Raw genomic sequence first — 13,645 nt, 5'->3', positions numbered from 1 at the left:
GCGGGAGGGCTACGCCCTCAGCCACGCTCCTTCCAGCGGACCATCTGTCGCATCACCCCGTGCAGCGTCTGCACGTCCGATCGGGTCAGCGGCATCCGGCTCCACAGGTTGCGCATGGTCTGCTTCATATGCGCGGCCTTGTGCGCGGGAAAGAAGAACCCGGCCTCGTCGAGCCGCTCTTCGTAATGCTCGGCCAGCTTCTCGACTTCGTGCGCCTGCGCCCATTCGGCCCCCGCCATCTCGATCCGCCGATCGGCGGTCTCTGTGCTGGCGCGGCGCCACTCATAGGCCAGCAGCAGCACGCATTGCCCGAGGTTGAGCGAAGCGAATTCGGGGTTCACCGGCACCGAGACGATGGCATTGGCGCGGGCGATGTCGTCGTTCTCCATGCCCGCCCGCTCGGGCCCGAACATCACCGCGACCTTCTGGCCCTGGGCGATCCGTTCGGCGGCGTCGCGCATCGCGGCCTCCGGCGTCATCACCTCCTTGGTGAGGCCCCGTGGCCGCGCCGTGGTGGCATAGACGAAGGTGCAGTCGGACACCGCCTCGGCGGTGTCGCCCGCCAGCATCGCCTCGTCGAGCAGCCGGCCCGCGCCCGAAGCGAGCGCCACCGCGCGCTCCTGAGGCCAGCCGTCGCGCGGCGCCACGACGCGCATCCGGTCGAGACCGAAATTCCACATCGCGCGGGCGGCCGCGCCGATATTCTCGCCCATCTGCGGGCGGATCAGGACGAATGCGGGTTGCGGCGAATGCTCGGTCATGGCGGTCCGGTCTGTGCGAGGGATGCCGCGCGGTGTAGCCTCGGGGGACGGCCGAGACAAGGAGTGGACCCATGGCGTATGACCAAGGACTGGCGGCGCTGCTGCGCGACGACCTCGACGGGCGGCCCGGCATATCGGAGCGGGAGATGTTCGGCGGGCTGGCCTTCATGCTGTTCGGCAACATGCTGTGCGGGGTGACCTCGCAGGGCGCCATGTTCCGGGTGGGCAAGGACCGCCAGGTCGAAGCCATGGAAATACCCGGCACCGGGCCGATGGAATTCACCGGCAAACCCATGGGCGGCATGGTTTCGGCCAGCGACGAGGCCATGGCCGACGAAGAGGCGCGCGGCACGCTGCTGGCCCTGGCTCTGGCGCATGCCGAGGATCTGCCTGCGAAGTAGCCAAGCGTCGCGAAGCCGGATATAGGGCGGCCTCGAAGTGCAGGAGGCCCTCATGAGCGACCAAGACGACGCGCCGCAGATCTATCTCGTCACCCCGCCCGAATTCGAACTGTCGGAATTTCCCGACCGGCTCGCCGCCTGCCTCGACGCGACGCCCGTCGCCTGCGTGCGGCTCGGGCTCGCGACGCGCGACGAGGACCGGATCTCCCGCGCCGCCGACGCGCTGCGCGAGGTCACAATCGCCCGCGACGTCGCCCTGGTGATCGACAGCCATGCCCGGCTCGTGACCCGGCTCGGGCTCGACGGGGTGCACCTGACCGATGGCGCCCGCTCGGTACGCGCCACCCGCAAGGAGCTTGGCGAGGACGCGATCGTCGGCGCCTTTTGCGGCAATTCCCGCCATGACGGGATGACGGCGGGCGAGCTTGGCGCCGACTACATCTCGTTCGGCCCGGCCGGTGCGACCGATCTCGGTACCACGCCACAGGCCGAGGCCGAGCTGTTCGAATGGTGGTCGATGATGATCGAGGTACCGGTGGTGGCCGAAGGGGCGCTCGACCCTGAACTTGTGCGCCGCCTCGCGCCGCATGCCGATTTCTTCGGCATCGGCGAGGAGATCTGGCGCGAGGAGGACGCAGCCGAAGCGCTGCGCCGCTACGCCTCGGCGATGGCCGGCTGAGACCGGCTCAGCGCGCCGGCGGCATCGAGCCCGGCGCGCACCTGCCCCTCCAAGGTCCGCGCCAGCGCCTTGCGGTCCGGGTGATCGGCCACGCGCAACGCCGGGTGGTAGACCACCTCGATCACCCCGTGCCGCCGCGTCGACAGCATCCGCAGCATGTGCGGCCCGAAATCCATGTCGCCCCACCAGCCGTAGAAGCGCGATTCCGCCGTCTCCGGCGCGCGGTAGACGAGGCTCACCGGCTGGATCTCCAGATCCGGCTGGTCCGGCGACAGGAAGGCCGCGAAGAGCGTCGGCTTGAACGGCAGCACCCTTCGCCCATCGGTCGAGGTGCCCTCCGGGAAGAACACCAGCCTATGGCCATGCGCCAGGCGTTCGCGCAGCAGCCGCACCTGCGCCGTGGCCTCGCGCCGGTCGCGACGGATGAACACCGTGCCCGTCGCCCGCGCCAGCCAGCCGATACCGGGCCAGTCGGCGACCTCGGCCTTGGACACGAAATAGACCGAGGCCCGGGCGTTGAGCGCGAAGATGTCGAGCCACGAGGAATGATTGGCGACCATCGCGCCGTGCCTGGCCATCGGTTCGCCCCTGACACGCAGGCGCGGCCCAAGGATCGCAAGGCCCGCGCGGCAGGCGGCGCGGGTGATGCGCGAGGTGAGCGGGCGCTCCAGCCCCCAGATCCGCCGCTCGAACGGGCGCAGGGCCAGCAGGATGATCAGCGCGCCGAGCATGGTCAGGACCAGCAATGGCCCGCGCCATGCTACCCGAAACCAACCCCGCAGGTCGGGTCCGTCCCATGGCGTCGGATCGGCGCCGTGCCAGGTCAGGCGCTGGGGCGTGTCGTTCATCCGCGCACCCCGTAGCGCGCCCGTTGACCGGCATGCGCCGTGTCCATGTCGAGAATCATGCAGACATCCGTGGTGTTGAAGGCCCGGTCGGCATAGACCCCCTGCCCGACCCGGCCGCCCAGCCTGAGATAGGCCTTGATCAGTGGCGGCATCGCCCGCATCGCGGCAGCCCGGTCGAGCTCCGCCAGGGCGGGCATCTCCACATGCTCCGGCTGACGGCTAGTGACCCGTAGTTCCGGCGCCGCGAGATGATCGCAACCAAGCAGCGACAGGGGCCCGGCATGCATCTTGGGGTCCGCGCCGCGAAACGAGGCCGTACCGAACAGAATCTCGATGCCGCGCGCCTCGATATGGGCCGCCAGCCCCTGCCAGAGCCGGAACATCGCCGTACCACCGCGATAATCGCGATGCAGGCAGGAGCGCCCCAGCTCCAGCAGCCGTCGCCCCGAGGCCTTGAGTGGATCGAGATCGAACTCGTCTTCGGTGTAGAACTGCCCCATGCGAGCCGCCCCCGCATCGTCGAGGAGCCGGTACAGGCCGACGATACGCGCGCCCTCGGGCCGGGCCTCGTCGATCAGCAGGAGCTGCTCGGCCACCGCGTCGAAACGGTCGCGTTCCCGACCGGCGGCATGATCGACCATGTCACCGTCACCGCCCAGCTCGCGCACGAACACCTCGTAGCGAAGGCGCTCGGCTTCGGCACGCTCGGCCGCATCGCGGGCGAGCCGGACCGATAAAATAGGGGAGGAAGCGATCATCGGCGTCGGATCGGGCTCGGCTCGGTCGCCATGCGGTCGGTCTCCGGACGGGGGTTGCAGGCGGGTTCTAGGCGCGACGAGAGAGCTTGGCAACAAAACGATCGCCAAGACTACCTAGGTTGACCAATTTACAGTATCATCTACTCTAGGTTGAATTCAGTCGCTCGCCGATACCAGTATGAGGGCAACCCTTGACCCATCGAGCACCACCTTGCCCTCCTCTCGGAAATTCACGGTGATGCGCCCGCCGATGTTCGACTGCACCTGTCCCTCTCCCCATTCCGGGCGGTTGGGATGGCGCACGATCATGCCGGGCGTGATGATGGAGTTCAGATCGGCCATCGCAGCCTCCTGCTACTTGGGGGAGAAGTCATGACCGACGAGCCGGATCTCGGCGCGCTGATCGCCTCGCGCATTTGCCACGACCTTATCAGCCCGCTGGGCGCGATCAGCAATGGGGTCGAACTGCTGGCGATGACCGCGCCGCCCGGGCCGGAACTTTCGCTGATATCGGAAAGCGTGGAGAACGCGATGGCGCGAATCCGGTTCTTCCGCCTCGCCTTCGGTGCCAGTTCTCCCACCCATGTCGTGGGACGGCCCGAGATCCTGTCGATGCTCGACGCGGTTTCGCGCGGTGGTCGGCTGCGATATGACTGGGACGTGGCCGAAGACATGCCACGCGCCACGTTGAAGCTGGTCCTGCTGCTGACGGCCTGCATCGAGACGGCATTGCCGCAGGGCGGCCGGATCACCGTGTCGGGGCAGCCGGAAGCGCTGCGCCTCCAGGGGCATGGCCCGCGCATAAAGATCGCCGTCGAAGCCTGGGACCGTTTGCGTCGCGGGATGATCGCCCCGGATGCCCGTGCGGCCGAAGCGCAGTTCGCCGTCGCCGCAGCGGAACTGCGCGAGCGCGCCCGCCCGGTCTCGATCGAGACGGGCGAGCACGGCATCGAGATCCGGCTCTGATCAGCTCCGGACCGCGCCGTCGCCGACCACGAGGTATTTGAAGCTGGTCAGCTGCTCGGCCCCGACGGGACCGCGCGCATGCATCTTGCCGGTGGCGATACCGATCTCGGCCCCCATGCCGAACTCGCCCCCATCGGCGAATTGGGTCGAAGCGTTATGCACGAGGATCGCACTGTCGACCCGCTCGAAGAAACGCTCGGCCGCAGCCTTGTCCTCGGTCAGGATGCCGTCGGTGTGGTTCGAGCTGTAGGCACGGATGTGCTCGATCGCCCCGTCTACATCGCGCACCGTCTTGGCGGCGATATCCATGTCGAGATACTCGCGCCCCCAATCTTCGTCGGTGGCGGGAGTGGTGCCTTCGACCGATTGGAATTCCGGCGCGGCATGGACGTTGACGCCCGCCTTGACCAGCGCGGCGACGATCTCGCGGCCGAGGCCGTCCTTCAGGTCCTCGTGCACCAGCAGGCATTCGGCCGCACCGCAAATGCCGGTCCGGCGCGTCTTGGCGTTGAGCACGACCTCGAGCGCCTTCTTGGGGTCGGCCGCCTTGTCGACATAGATGTGCACGATGCCTTCGAGATGGGCGAAGACAGGCACGCGGGCCTCGCGCTGCACGAGGCCGACCAATCCCTTGCCACCGCGCGGAACGATGACGTCGATGTAATCCGTGGCCTTGAGCATTTCCGACACGGCGGCGCGATCGCGCGTCGGCACCAGCTGGATCGCGTCTGTCGGCAGGCCGGCCTTTTCCAGACCGGTCTTCAGGCATTCGGTCAGGATCGATGAGGAATTGAGCCCTTCAGAGCCACCGCGCAGGATCACCGCGTTGCCGGATTTCAGGCAGAGCGCACCGGCATCGGCGGTCACGTTGGGGCGGCTTTCATAGATCACGCCGACCACGCCAAGCGGCGTGCGCACGCGGCGGATGTTGAGGCCGGACGGCATGTCCCACTCGGTCAGCACCGCGCCCACCGGATCGTCCTGGGCGGCGATGGCGCGCAGCCCGTCGACGATCGACTGGATCCGGTCGTCATCGAGCTTGAGGCGGTCCATCATCGCGGGGCTGATGCCCTTCTCCGTCGCGAAGTCCTGGTCCTTGGCGTTGGCGGCCTTGATCTCGTCGCGGCGCCGCAGCACTTCCTCGGCGGCGGCCTCGAGCGCGGCTTTCTTGGCCTCGGGCTTGGCGAAGGCCAGTTCGGCGGCGGCAGCGCGGGCACGTTCGCCGATATCCTTCATCAGGGCGGGAATGTCGGTGTGATCGGTCATGCGGGGCTCCTTTCGGAAGCTGATTTCGGTTTCGGCGAAGCGAACGGTCTCAGACGACCATGTCGTCGCGATGCACGAGCGAAGCGCGGCCCTTGTAGCCGAGCACCTTCTCGATCTCGTCGCTCTGATGACCGCGCAGCTTGCGTGTCTCCTCGGCGGTGTATCGCGTCAGGCCGAAGCCCACGCGAATGCCGTCCGGCCCGGTGATCGCGACCGGATCGCCGCGACCGAAACGGCCCGAGACACCGGTGACGCCGGCGGGCAGCAGCGAATTGCCTTCGGCAAGCGCCTTGGCGGCACCGGCATCGACGCGGATCTCGCCCTTGGGCTTCATTGCGGAGATCCAGTTCTTGCGCGCCGAATGGGGGTCGGTCTGCGCCTTGAACCAAGTTGAATTGCAGCCATTCATCAGCTGCTTCAAGGGGTTCAGAGGTGAACCTAGAGTGATCGCCATGTCGCAGCCCGCCTCGGAAGCAACCTTGGCGGCGAGCAGCTTGGTGATCATGCCACCCTTCGACAGGCCAGAGACACCGAGACCTGCCATTGCCTGGATCTCGGGGGTGATCTCTTCCACTTCCTCGAACCGCTTCGCGTTCGGATCGACATGGGGATTGCCGTTGTAGAAGCCGTCGACATCCGACAGCAGGATCAACTGGTCGGCCCCCACGGTCACCGCGACTTGCGCTGCCAGACGGTCGTTGTCGCCATAGCGGATCTCGTCGGTGGCGATGGTATCGTTCTCGTTCACGATCGGGATCGCGCCGAGGCTCAGCAGCGTATCCAGCGTCGCCCGGCTGTTGAGGTAGCGGCGTCGGTTCGTGGAATCATCAAGAGTGACAAGCACTTGCGCAGTGATCTTACCATGAGGAGTGAAGACATCCTCGTAAGCACGGGCCAGACGGATCGAACCTACCGCGGCGGCGGCCTGGCTTTGCTCGACCGGCAATTCGCCTTCGGGCAGGTGCAGAACCCGGCGGCCTAACGCGATCGACCCCGACGACACCAGCGTGACCTCGGTGCCGTTGTCGCGCAGCATCGCCACGTCTTCGGCCAAGCTGCGCAGCCAGTCAGATTTGAGCTGTCCGGTCTCCCGGTCCACCAGCAGGGCCGAACCGATCTTTACGACCAGCCGCTTGGCGTCCGTCAGGGTTGCCATGTCTTGTCTTCCTCTTCCGGTATTTCCTTTTGGCGCAGGCGGTCCGCGTCGATGCGAGCACGTAGCGCGCGCAGAACCTCGGTCACGCCTTCACCGGTGGCACCGGACATGAGCATCACGTCGCCGCCGCTTTCGGCGGCGAGTTCATCGGCCAGAAAGGCCCGCTCTTCTTCATCCAGCGCGTCGATCTTGTTCAGGACGGTGATCCTCGGCTTTTCAGCCAAACCCCCACCATAGGCTTCGAGTTCACCGATGATGGTACGATAATCGACCATCGGATCTCCAGAGGTCCCGTCGACGAGATGGAGAAGCACCGCGCAACGCTCGACATGGCCCAGGAACATGTCGCCCAAGCCCCGCCCTTCGGAGGCGCCCTCGATCAGGCCGGGAATGTCGGCCACGACGAATTCGACATTGTCGACGCCCACGACGCCTAGATTGGGCGCCAGCGTGGTGAAGGGATAATCCGCGATCTTGGGACGCGCGTTGGAGGTGGCGGCAAGGAAAGTTGATTTGCCGGCATTCGGCAGGCCGAGAAGACCGGCATCGGCAATCAGCTTGAGCCGGAGCCAGATCATCCGCTCGACCCCCGACTGGCCGGGATTGGCGCGGCGCGGGCTCTGGTTCGTCGCCGATTTGAAGTGCAGGTTGCCCCAGCCACCGTTGCCGCCGCGCGCCAGCACCACGCGCTGGCCGACCTCGGTGAGGTCGGCGATCACCGTCTCCTCGTCCTCGTCGATGATCTCGGTACCGACCGGTACGCGCAGGATGATGTCATCGCCGTCGGCACCGGTCTTCTGGCTGCCTTGGCCCGCGCGACCGTTCTGGGCGAAAAAGTGCTGCTGATAGCGAAAGTCGATCAGCGTGTTGAGCCCGTCGACGGCCTCGGCGATGACATCACCGCCATTGCCGCCATCGCCCCCGTTGGGGCCGCCATATTCGATGAATTTCTCGCGGCGAAACGAGACACAGCCATTGCCGCCCGAGCCTGAACGGATGGTGACCTTTGCGAGATCGAGAAATTTCATGGGTCGGCGCCTCTTGCGGATAGGCGCTTGAGGTAGCCGATCAAGCCGCCCTTCTCAAGGGCGCGTACGGGCGGCCACCATCCGGGGGCCGCCCGTACGTATCACGCCGCGGCGCGGCGCTCCGCCGCGACCAGCTCCTCCCAGCGGGCACGGGTCAGCCGCGTCCGCTGCCCCGGCACGTCGTGGCCGAGCACCATCGAGGGCAGCATCTGCGGGCCCACCCGCTCGAAGCCCAGCTTGGCCAGCACCCGGCCGGACCCCGCATTGTCGTCGTAATAGCCCGCCTCGACCGCCTCGGCGGAGGTGGTCGCGAAATGCATCGCCAGCAGCGCGCGTCCGGCCTCGGTCGCATAGCCCCGGCCCCAGCGATCGCGCGCGAACCAATAGCCCAGCGTCGGATCGATCGCGATCACTCCGGCAAAGCCCTCGGCGTCGATCACGGCATAGGCCGGGATGCGACCGGCCTCGACCTCGCCCGCGAACCACTCGGCATCGGCACGGCCATAGGGATAGGGCACGCGGCTGAGCCAGCGCGCGATCTCGATATCCTGCAGCGTGGTGTGGATCGCCTCGACGTCTTCCATGCGCACCGGCCGGAGCCGGAGGCGTTCGGTCTTCATTTCTTGGGTCATCACTCGATCTTCAATGCATAGGTCCAGGTCGGCGCGGTTGCGCCGCGGGCCACGGAATAGGCTTCCGCGTCGCCCAGATATTCGAAGCCGCAATTGGTCAGGACCCGCGCCGAGACGGCGTTGTCCTGAAACACCTCGGCGAAGATCTGCGCCGAGCCATGCGGGTTGGCGGCGATCAGCGCGCGCAGCGCCTCGGAGGCGAAGCCGGTGTTCCAGAAAGCGGGCGCGACCCAGTAATGCACCTCGGACTGGTCGCGATCCATGCGGGTCAGCGTCACGAGGCCCAGCACCTCGGCCAGAGCGTTCTCGGAGCCATCGATGACCCAGACATCCTCGGTGCGGTCAGGCCGCTGCGCGCGTTCGATCAGCTGCGTCACGGTGCCCGGCGGCAACGGGTGCGGTATCCGGCGGGTACCACGCGCAACACGGGGATCGGCGGCGTAATGCGCGATCAGGCCCTCGTCGGAGCGACGCAGCGGCCGCAGCACGAAACGCTCCGCCGTGATCACTGGCTGGCCGTCGCTCACCTTGATGTCGTTGCTTCTCATGGGTCGCCTCCTCCGCTTCCCTGCTGCTCTGCGCCCGGTTCTGCGCCGGGTCGTTCTCCGCCTCATAGGCGAATCTTGTGTCCACAATGCGAACGGGGGATCGGCTTGTCACCGATCCCCCGCGCTTTGGTCTTCAGCTGAAGGGCCGGCGGTTACTCCGCGGCCTCTGCAACCGGGAGCACCGAGATGAAGGTGCGGCCCTTGAGACCCTTGTGGAAGGTCACGCGGCCCTCTTCGGTCGCGAAGATGGTGTGGTCGCGGCCCATGCCGACACCGGCGCCCGGCCACATCTTCGTGCCGCGCTGGCGCATGATGATGTTGCCCGGGATCACGGTCTCGCCGCCGAACTTCTTGACGCCGAGGCGGCGTCCGGCGCTGTCGCGCCCGTTGCGGGAGGAGCCGCCTGCTTTTTTATGTGCCATGTGTCTCTCTCCTTAGGCCTTGAGGTCCTGGGACTGGGCGACCCAGCCCTCTTTCTCGATCTTGCCCTTGAGGCCGAGCTCTTCGTCATAGCGGGCGATGTCCGCGTCCGACCAGCCGGCGATCTGGGCGAAGCTGGTGATGCCAGCTGCGTTCAGCTTCTTCTCGAGCGCCGGGCCGACACCCGACAGCTTCTTGAGGTCGTCACCCGACGCGGCGGCCTTCGGGGCCTTCGCGGCAGGGGCGGCCTCGGCCGAACGCGGCGCGGAACCGGCGCCGATTGCGGCCTTGACGCCCGACTTGTCGGCGCCTTCGGCCAGCAGGTCGGTGACGCGGATCAGCGTCAGCTGCTGACGGTGGCCCTTGGTGCGCTTGGAGGAGTGCTTCCGGCGACGGCGCACGAAGTGGATGACCTTCTCGCCCTTGATCTGGTCGATCACCTCGGCCTGCACGCCGGCACCCGCGACGAAGGGCGCGCCGATCGCGTCGCCGATCATCAGAATGTCGTTGAACTGGACGGTGTCACCCGCCTCCGCGGCCAGCTTTTCGACCCGGAGCACATCGCCCGAGGCCACTTTGTACTGCTTGCCGCCGGTCTTGAGAACCGCAAACATGTGTCGTTCCTTCATATCCCGCGTCACTTGGGTCCCCCATGCGGGGCGTTCAAGGGCTCATGGCCCCACCGTCGGACAGCGCGCCCCCATGCGGGGCGATCGTTGAAATTCGCGGTCCACCTTGCGGATGACCGCGCATCCCGCAACAAGGGGTCTTGCCGGGATGCGGGCTTATCGGCGAGGCGGTATCCCAAGTCAACCCCCGCGAAAGGACCGCCATGCGCCCGCTCTTTCTCATAATGCTCGTCGCCCTGCCCGCCTGCGCACCCGGCGCGCTGCCCGGCCTGCGCTCCACGATCATGCCGGTCTCGGCGCAGGACAACGCCCGGCGTGGCGCGGTGGAGATCGCGGTAAAGGGCGATTTCCCGGCGCTGCTGTCGGATATCGAGGCAGGAGGCGGCCCATCGCTCGAGCGCGCCTTCGATGCGGCAGGCGTGCCCCTTGGCGACCGTCCGGCGCGGCGGCTCCAGCTGTCGGGCGATCTTGCGCTTTACGAGAGCAATCCCGGGGCGCTCGTCACCTCCCTGCTGCTCTGGGGCGGCTGATCAGATCTCCCGCCCGGCCATCAGCCGGGCGGCGCTGGCGCCCAAATCGCGCGAAATCTCGGTGAGCATCTCGTCATAGGCGGCGAAGAGCGCCCGGTTCAGGTCCCGCCCCGCGGGGCTTTTGGAGAACGCGACATATTCCTGCATCTCCGTCTCCGTCGCGGGAGCGTAGGCGAGCATGAGGAAGGCATAGAGCCACTCGGTAGTGCCTTGCCGGATCTGGGGCTCCTGCGCCCAGACATCGCCGAGAATTTCCGCCTCGCTCACCGCACCGCCAAAGGCGCCGCCGTCGAGCAGAGCGCGGGAGAACGCGAGATTGGCATTGAGCGCGCCGGCGACGTTGGCCTCGATCAGGTCGTTGGCCTCGACGAAGGCATCGACCAGGACGAAGCGCGGGGTTTCGTCGCGCATCGCCAGGGCGGCAACCTCCTCGGCCCCCGCCTCGACATCGGGCGCCAGCATGGCACGGCGCGCCGAGGCCTCGAGGCGGGCGAAACGGGCGCCCGGCCCGGTTTCGAAGAATTCGAGCACGGGGGGCAGCTGCGCTCCGACGAGCCCAGCTTCGAGCCCCTCCGCCAATGCATCGCGCATCGTGTCGGCATCGTAGATGCGTGCCACCTCCCGGCCCCAGGCGCCGGTACCATCGGGGAAAAGTTCGCGCCCGAGCTCGGTGCCGTAAGTCAGCCCCTCCTCACGCATCACCGCGACGATCTCGTCGAGGGCAAGCGCATCGACCAGCCGGTCGATCCCCTGGCCCGGCACGGCCATCGCGGGCAGCGGCGCGAAGGCAGGCAATGCCCCAAGGGTGAAGATGGCGATGGAGCGGGCGATGTTCCGCATGGCTGGCTCTCCCGGATGCATGCACCGTTGATATGCGCTCCGCCGCCCCATTCCAACAGCCGCCGCGCCGCTGACGCGACGGCGGGCAGTTTCTCGCGACATTCTGGACGATTGGGCCTTGCACCCGCCCGCCCCGCTGGCTAAACGCCCTTCAGACCGCGGAGAGGTGCCGGAGTGGTCGAACGGGGCGGTCTCGAAAACCGTTGAGCCTTCACGGGTTCCCAGGGTTCGAATCCCTGTCTCTCCGCCAAATCTCACTCCGAGCGCAAGCCGCTTGTCGAGTGAAGACAGGCACATAGATGCGTCATAGCGCTCTATACAGAAATATTTGCTCCACATTTTGCTCCACATTTCTGCTGTCTATTAGCCGTCCCTGCTGATGTCGCCCAAGGGTAACCGAGCTCTGAACTTCGGGCTTAGCGCCAGCCCGTCCTCGCTGATGATGCCTCGAAGTCATGGCCAGATCAGAAGCGCGCCATGAACGAGCAGCAGCACGATCAACGCAGCACGCGCGAACAGGGTGGGATGCCTGCGCGAGCATAGGCGCAGGCGGCGAAGTAGCCGTCTCATCGTCGTTCCTTGATCTAATGGGGTGGCGCGCCGGCTGCTTCGTAGCAGCGAAGGAGTGGTGATCATCGCCGGCGCGCCGAACGCCGGGGGATCCAGTCCCGGCGCCGGGACCTCGCGGCCCCTCTAGGGTCGGCGCCCGAGCGGGCGCCGACCGGTTACTCCGCGTCGATCATGCGGATACTGAGCCTGATCGCCTCGGCGAAGTCGACCGCGCGACGGGCGGCTTGGTGCAGCTGCTCGAGCAGCGGCAGCGCCGCTTGAAGCGCCTCCGCCTCTGGCGAGAGCCGCCGATGCCGGTCGAAGGCCTCGGTGCAGCCGATCAGGCGCTCGCGCGGGATGGCAACCTTTTCCTCGGATGTTCCGGCGGCGATCGCGGTGCGGATCTCCCCGATTGCCGAGTCGAGGAAATATGGGAGATTGTCGTCGATGTCGGCCTCCTCGTCGAGAAACTCGATGGCCCCCTCGACAGCTGCTCGTGCGTCGTCACCGACATACGGCATGACATTGTTGATCAGGTGTTGCGACATCCCACGCCGCAGCCCGAGAACGACGCGCACGAGGTCGACCTGCTGCTCGACCAGCGTCTTCGGCGGAAGCGCGGTCATTGCTGCACCACCTTCCCGGCCTCGGCCAGGCGCCGCCGCGTGCGCCGCTCGACCGTGAAGCCGCGCCCTCGGTCGACGCCTGCCCGGGACCGGCGCCCGGCCCGGCGGTCGGCCGCGATGTCGCGCTCCGCGTGGATGCGGCCGCGCACGGCGTTCATCGCCGCGAAGGCCGATCCGTCGAGGCGCCCGAGCACGGCCGAACCGGTGGCTTGGCAAACGGAGAAGCCGCCGTGGTTCAGCGGCACGAGCAGCCTGCGCGCGCCGACGAAGCGGGTCGGCTCATTCAGCCCCGCCGAGAGATAGTCCGCCCGGCGACGGACATGCACCTCGTAGCCGGTGTTGGACCGGCGACGGGAGGTGGTGCCGTAGGCGAGCAGCGCGTAGCGCTTGCCGCCACGCTCCTCGAGATCGAGGATGAGGCAGGGGCGCGATTTGGGGCGCCCAGTGTGGCCCTCCTCGGCCAACGGGAAGCGGAACGAGACGATGTCGCCGGGGGTGACGAGATCCCGCCAAGCAGGCATCATCGCGAGGGTGGTCTGAATGCTGTCGAGCATTGTCGGTGTCCTTGAATGGTGGATGTCCGACGCGCCCGATCTTCTCCCTTCCTATCGGCCGGGCCCTTCCGTCGTGCGCGTCAAAAGGCGCGCGCACGGCGGAAAGGGGCTGGCCCTGCATTCTCATCGATAGTTCTACCTTGCAATGCAAATGGAGCGCCAAGAAGGCGGCAACGCAATCCAATTAGCCATACTATGGCAATGCGACATTTCACCGCGAGCTCAAGAAAATGCCTTCCCTTTCGCAAATAACTCCTGAATGCACAGATAGTATATGCCGCTGCGATCATTAAGGTGGTATACGAACTGGTTTTTCGCATAAGATTCATTGCCATTCATATAGATTTCACCTTGCCTTCTGTCCCAGAGTTTTTACCAACCTTCAGCTTAGGCGAAGCTTCTGAGAATAGCATTCAGGCGAATGCTATACCCGAGGACAATGACTCGAAAGGGT

At 66.6% G+C, this 13,645-nt stretch carries 18 protein-coding genes and 1 tRNA gene; 5 read left to right on the top strand and 14 right to left on the bottom strand.

The window, feature by feature from the left end:
• Positions 1-17: 17 nt before the first annotated feature.
• Complete coding sequence (locus O4G76_RS04780) at positions 18-761, bottom strand: RNA methyltransferase (protein ID WP_269396249.1); 744 nt, start codon at positions 759-761, stop codon at positions 18-20.
• 71 nt (positions 762-832) lie between these two features.
• Here O4G76_RS04780 and O4G76_RS04775 point away from each other — a divergent pair, with 71 nt between their 5' ends.
• Positions 833-1,162, top strand: coding sequence for a TfoX/Sxy family protein (locus O4G76_RS04775; protein ID WP_269396248.1), 330 nt, complete (start codon positions 833-835; stop codon positions 1,160-1,162).
• Between the two features lie 52 nt (positions 1,163-1,214).
• Positions 1,215-1,841: a thiamine phosphate synthase gene (locus tag O4G76_RS04770; protein ID WP_269396247.1), complete on the top strand. Its 627-nt coding sequence runs from the start codon at positions 1,215-1,217 to the stop codon at positions 1,839-1,841.
• On the opposite strand, the gene O4G76_RS04765 is transcribed toward O4G76_RS04770, so the two are convergent.
• From O4G76_RS04765 to O4G76_RS04755, 3 genes are all read right to left on the bottom strand, one after another.
• Positions 1,817-2,689: a 1-acyl-sn-glycerol-3-phosphate acyltransferase gene (locus O4G76_RS04765; RefSeq protein ID WP_269396246.1), complete on the bottom strand. Its 873-nt coding sequence runs from the start codon at positions 2,687-2,689 to the stop codon at positions 1,817-1,819. The two genes, O4G76_RS04770 and O4G76_RS04765, sit on opposite strands and share 25 nt — an antisense overlap.
• Positions 2,686-3,447, bottom strand: a complete 762-nt coding sequence (locus O4G76_RS04760) for a GNAT family N-acetyltransferase (protein ID WP_269396245.1) — start codon at positions 3,445-3,447, stop codon at positions 2,686-2,688. The genes O4G76_RS04765 and O4G76_RS04760 overlap by 4 nt, the downstream gene beginning before the upstream one ends.
• Before the next feature lie 156 nt (positions 3,448-3,603).
• Positions 3,604-3,789 (bottom strand): DUF3553 domain-containing protein, encoded by a 186-nt coding sequence (locus tag O4G76_RS04755; protein ID WP_269396244.1) that lies wholly within the window; start codon positions 3,787-3,789, stop codon positions 3,604-3,606.
• Between the two features lie 30 nt (positions 3,790-3,819).
• Between O4G76_RS04755 and O4G76_RS04750 the strand changes: the two genes are divergently transcribed.
• Positions 3,820-4,413 (top strand): histidine phosphotransferase family protein, encoded by a 594-nt coding sequence (locus O4G76_RS04750; RefSeq protein ID WP_269396243.1) that lies wholly within the window; start codon positions 3,820-3,822, stop codon positions 4,411-4,413.
• Here the strand turns inward: O4G76_RS04750 and O4G76_RS04745 are convergent, their stop codons facing one another.
• From O4G76_RS04745 to O4G76_RS04715, 7 genes are all read right to left on the bottom strand, one after another.
• Positions 4,414-5,679 (bottom strand): glutamate-5-semialdehyde dehydrogenase, encoded by a 1,266-nt coding sequence (locus O4G76_RS04745; RefSeq protein ID WP_269396242.1) that lies wholly within the window; start codon positions 5,677-5,679, stop codon positions 4,414-4,416. It abuts the gene before it with no gap.
• A 49-nt stretch (positions 5,680-5,728) separates the two neighbouring features.
• Positions 5,729-6,835 carry a glutamate 5-kinase gene (gene proB / locus O4G76_RS04740; RefSeq protein ID WP_085896696.1) on the bottom strand — a complete coding sequence of 369 codons (1,107 nt, stop codon included), beginning with the start codon at positions 6,833-6,835 and terminating at the stop codon, positions 5,729-5,731.
• Positions 6,823-7,863 carry a GTPase ObgE gene (gene obgE, locus O4G76_RS04735; RefSeq protein WP_269396241.1) on the bottom strand — a complete coding sequence of 347 codons (1,041 nt, stop codon included), beginning with the start codon at positions 7,861-7,863 and terminating at the stop codon, positions 6,823-6,825. The genes proB and obgE overlap by 13 nt, the downstream gene beginning before the upstream one ends.
• Positions 7,864-7,964: 101 nt before the next feature.
• Positions 7,965-8,483 carry a GNAT family N-acetyltransferase gene (locus O4G76_RS04730; RefSeq protein WP_269396240.1) on the bottom strand — a complete coding sequence of 173 codons (519 nt, stop codon included), beginning with the start codon at positions 8,481-8,483 and terminating at the stop codon, positions 7,965-7,967.
• An 11-nt stretch (positions 8,484-8,494) separates the two neighbouring features.
• Positions 8,495-9,043, bottom strand: coding sequence for a GNAT family N-acetyltransferase (locus tag O4G76_RS04725; RefSeq protein ID WP_085896699.1), 549 nt, complete (start codon positions 9,041-9,043; stop codon positions 8,495-8,497).
• Between the two features lie 152 nt (positions 9,044-9,195).
• The gene (gene rpmA, locus O4G76_RS04720; protein WP_085896700.1) at positions 9,196-9,465 is read right to left on the bottom strand and encodes a 50S ribosomal protein L27; all 270 of its coding nucleotides are present in this window, start codon (positions 9,463-9,465) and stop codon (positions 9,196-9,198) included.
• A 12-nt stretch (positions 9,466-9,477) separates the two neighbouring features.
• Entirely contained in the window at positions 9,478-10,077 is a 600-nt protein-coding gene (locus O4G76_RS04715) for a 50S ribosomal protein L21 (protein ID WP_269396239.1), read from the bottom strand.
• Positions 10,078-10,295: 218 nt separating this feature from the next.
• Between O4G76_RS04715 and O4G76_RS04710 the strand changes: the two genes are divergently transcribed.
• Positions 10,296-10,622, top strand: a complete 327-nt coding sequence (locus tag O4G76_RS04710) for a hypothetical protein (RefSeq protein WP_269396238.1) — start codon at positions 10,296-10,298, stop codon at positions 10,620-10,622.
• Here the strand turns inward: O4G76_RS04710 and O4G76_RS04705 are convergent, their stop codons facing one another.
• Positions 10,623-11,462, bottom strand: coding sequence for a hypothetical protein (locus O4G76_RS04705; protein WP_269396237.1), 840 nt, complete (start codon positions 11,460-11,462; stop codon positions 10,623-10,625).
• A gap of 160 nt (positions 11,463-11,622) precedes the next feature.
• On the opposite strand from O4G76_RS04705, the gene O4G76_RS04700 reads away from it, so the two are divergent.
• Positions 11,623-11,712: transfer RNA gene (locus O4G76_RS04700), tRNA-Ser, on the top strand.
• A gap of 475 nt (positions 11,713-12,187) precedes the next feature.
• Here O4G76_RS04700 and O4G76_RS04695 read toward each other — a convergent pair.
• Both O4G76_RS04695 and O4G76_RS04690 read right to left on the bottom strand, forming a co-directional pair.
• Entirely contained in the window at positions 12,188-12,637 is a 450-nt protein-coding gene (locus O4G76_RS04695) for a hypothetical protein (protein ID WP_269396236.1), read from the bottom strand.
• Positions 12,634-13,191: a hypothetical protein gene (locus O4G76_RS04690; RefSeq protein WP_269396235.1), complete on the bottom strand. Its 558-nt coding sequence runs from the start codon at positions 13,189-13,191 to the stop codon at positions 12,634-12,636. Before O4G76_RS04690 ends, O4G76_RS04695 begins: the two co-directional genes overlap by 4 nt.
• Between the last annotated feature and the right edge of the window lie 454 nt (positions 13,192-13,645).

Source organism: Limimaricola sp. G21655-S1, from assembly GCF_027213785.1.
GTDB lineage: Bacteria > Pseudomonadota > Alphaproteobacteria > Rhodobacterales > Rhodobacteraceae > Limimaricola.
This window is presented reverse-complemented; position numbering and strand designations above follow the sequence as displayed.

Excerpts from the sequence above, each read along its gene's own strand:
- O4G76_RS04695 (WP_269396236.1), bottom strand. The coding sequence starts at position 12,637 with ATGACCGCGCTTCCGCCGAAGACGCTGGTCGAGCAGCAGGTCGACCTC.
- proB (WP_085896696.1), bottom strand. The coding sequence starts at position 6,835 with ATGGCAACCCTGACGGACGCCAAGCGGCTGGTCGTAAAGATCGGTTCG.
- O4G76_RS04730 (WP_269396240.1), bottom strand. The coding sequence starts at position 8,483 with ATGAAGACCGAACGCCTCCGGCTCCGGCCGGTGCGCATGGAAGACGTC.
- O4G76_RS04745 (WP_269396242.1), bottom strand. The coding sequence starts at position 5,679 with ATGACCGATCACACCGACATTCCCGCCCTGATGAAGGATATCGGCGAA.
- O4G76_RS04750 (WP_269396243.1), top strand. The coding sequence starts at position 3,820 with ATGACCGACGAGCCGGATCTCGGCGCGCTGATCGCCTCGCGCATTTGC.
- O4G76_RS04760 (WP_269396245.1), bottom strand. The coding sequence starts at position 3,447 with ATGATCGCTTCCTCCCCTATTTTATCGGTCCGGCTCGCCCGCGATGCG.
- O4G76_RS04725 (WP_085896699.1), bottom strand. The coding sequence starts at position 9,043 with ATGAGAAGCAACGACATCAAGGTGAGCGACGGCCAGCCAGTGATCACG.
- O4G76_RS04705 (WP_269396237.1), bottom strand. The coding sequence starts at position 11,462 with ATGCGGAACATCGCCCGCTCCATCGCCATCTTCACCCTTGGGGCATTG.
- O4G76_RS04780 (WP_269396249.1), bottom strand. The coding sequence starts at position 761 with ATGACCGAGCATTCGCCGCAACCCGCATTCGTCCTGATCCGCCCGCAG.
- O4G76_RS04770 (WP_269396247.1), top strand. The coding sequence starts at position 1,215 with ATGAGCGACCAAGACGACGCGCCGCAGATCTATCTCGTCACCCCGCCC.
- rpmA (WP_085896700.1), bottom strand. The coding sequence starts at position 9,465 with ATGGCACATAAAAAAGCAGGCGGCTCCTCCCGCAACGGGCGCGACAGC.
- O4G76_RS04775 (WP_269396248.1), top strand. The coding sequence starts at position 833 with ATGGCGTATGACCAAGGACTGGCGGCGCTGCTGCGCGACGACCTCGAC.
- O4G76_RS04710 (WP_269396238.1), top strand. The coding sequence starts at position 10,296 with ATGCGCCCGCTCTTTCTCATAATGCTCGTCGCCCTGCCCGCCTGCGCA.
- O4G76_RS04755 (WP_269396244.1), bottom strand. The coding sequence starts at position 3,789 with ATGGCCGATCTGAACTCCATCATCACGCCCGGCATGATCGTGCGCCAT.
- obgE (WP_269396241.1), bottom strand. The coding sequence starts at position 7,863 with ATGAAATTTCTCGATCTCGCAAAGGTCACCATCCGTTCAGGCTCGGGC.
- O4G76_RS04690 (WP_269396235.1), bottom strand. The coding sequence starts at position 13,191 with ATGCTCGACAGCATTCAGACCACCCTCGCGATGATGCCTGCTTGGCGG.
- O4G76_RS04765 (WP_269396246.1), bottom strand. The coding sequence starts at position 2,689 with ATGAACGACACGCCCCAGCGCCTGACCTGGCACGGCGCCGATCCGACG.
- O4G76_RS04715 (WP_269396239.1), bottom strand. The coding sequence starts at position 10,077 with ATGTTTGCGGTTCTCAAGACCGGCGGCAAGCAGTACAAAGTGGCCTCG.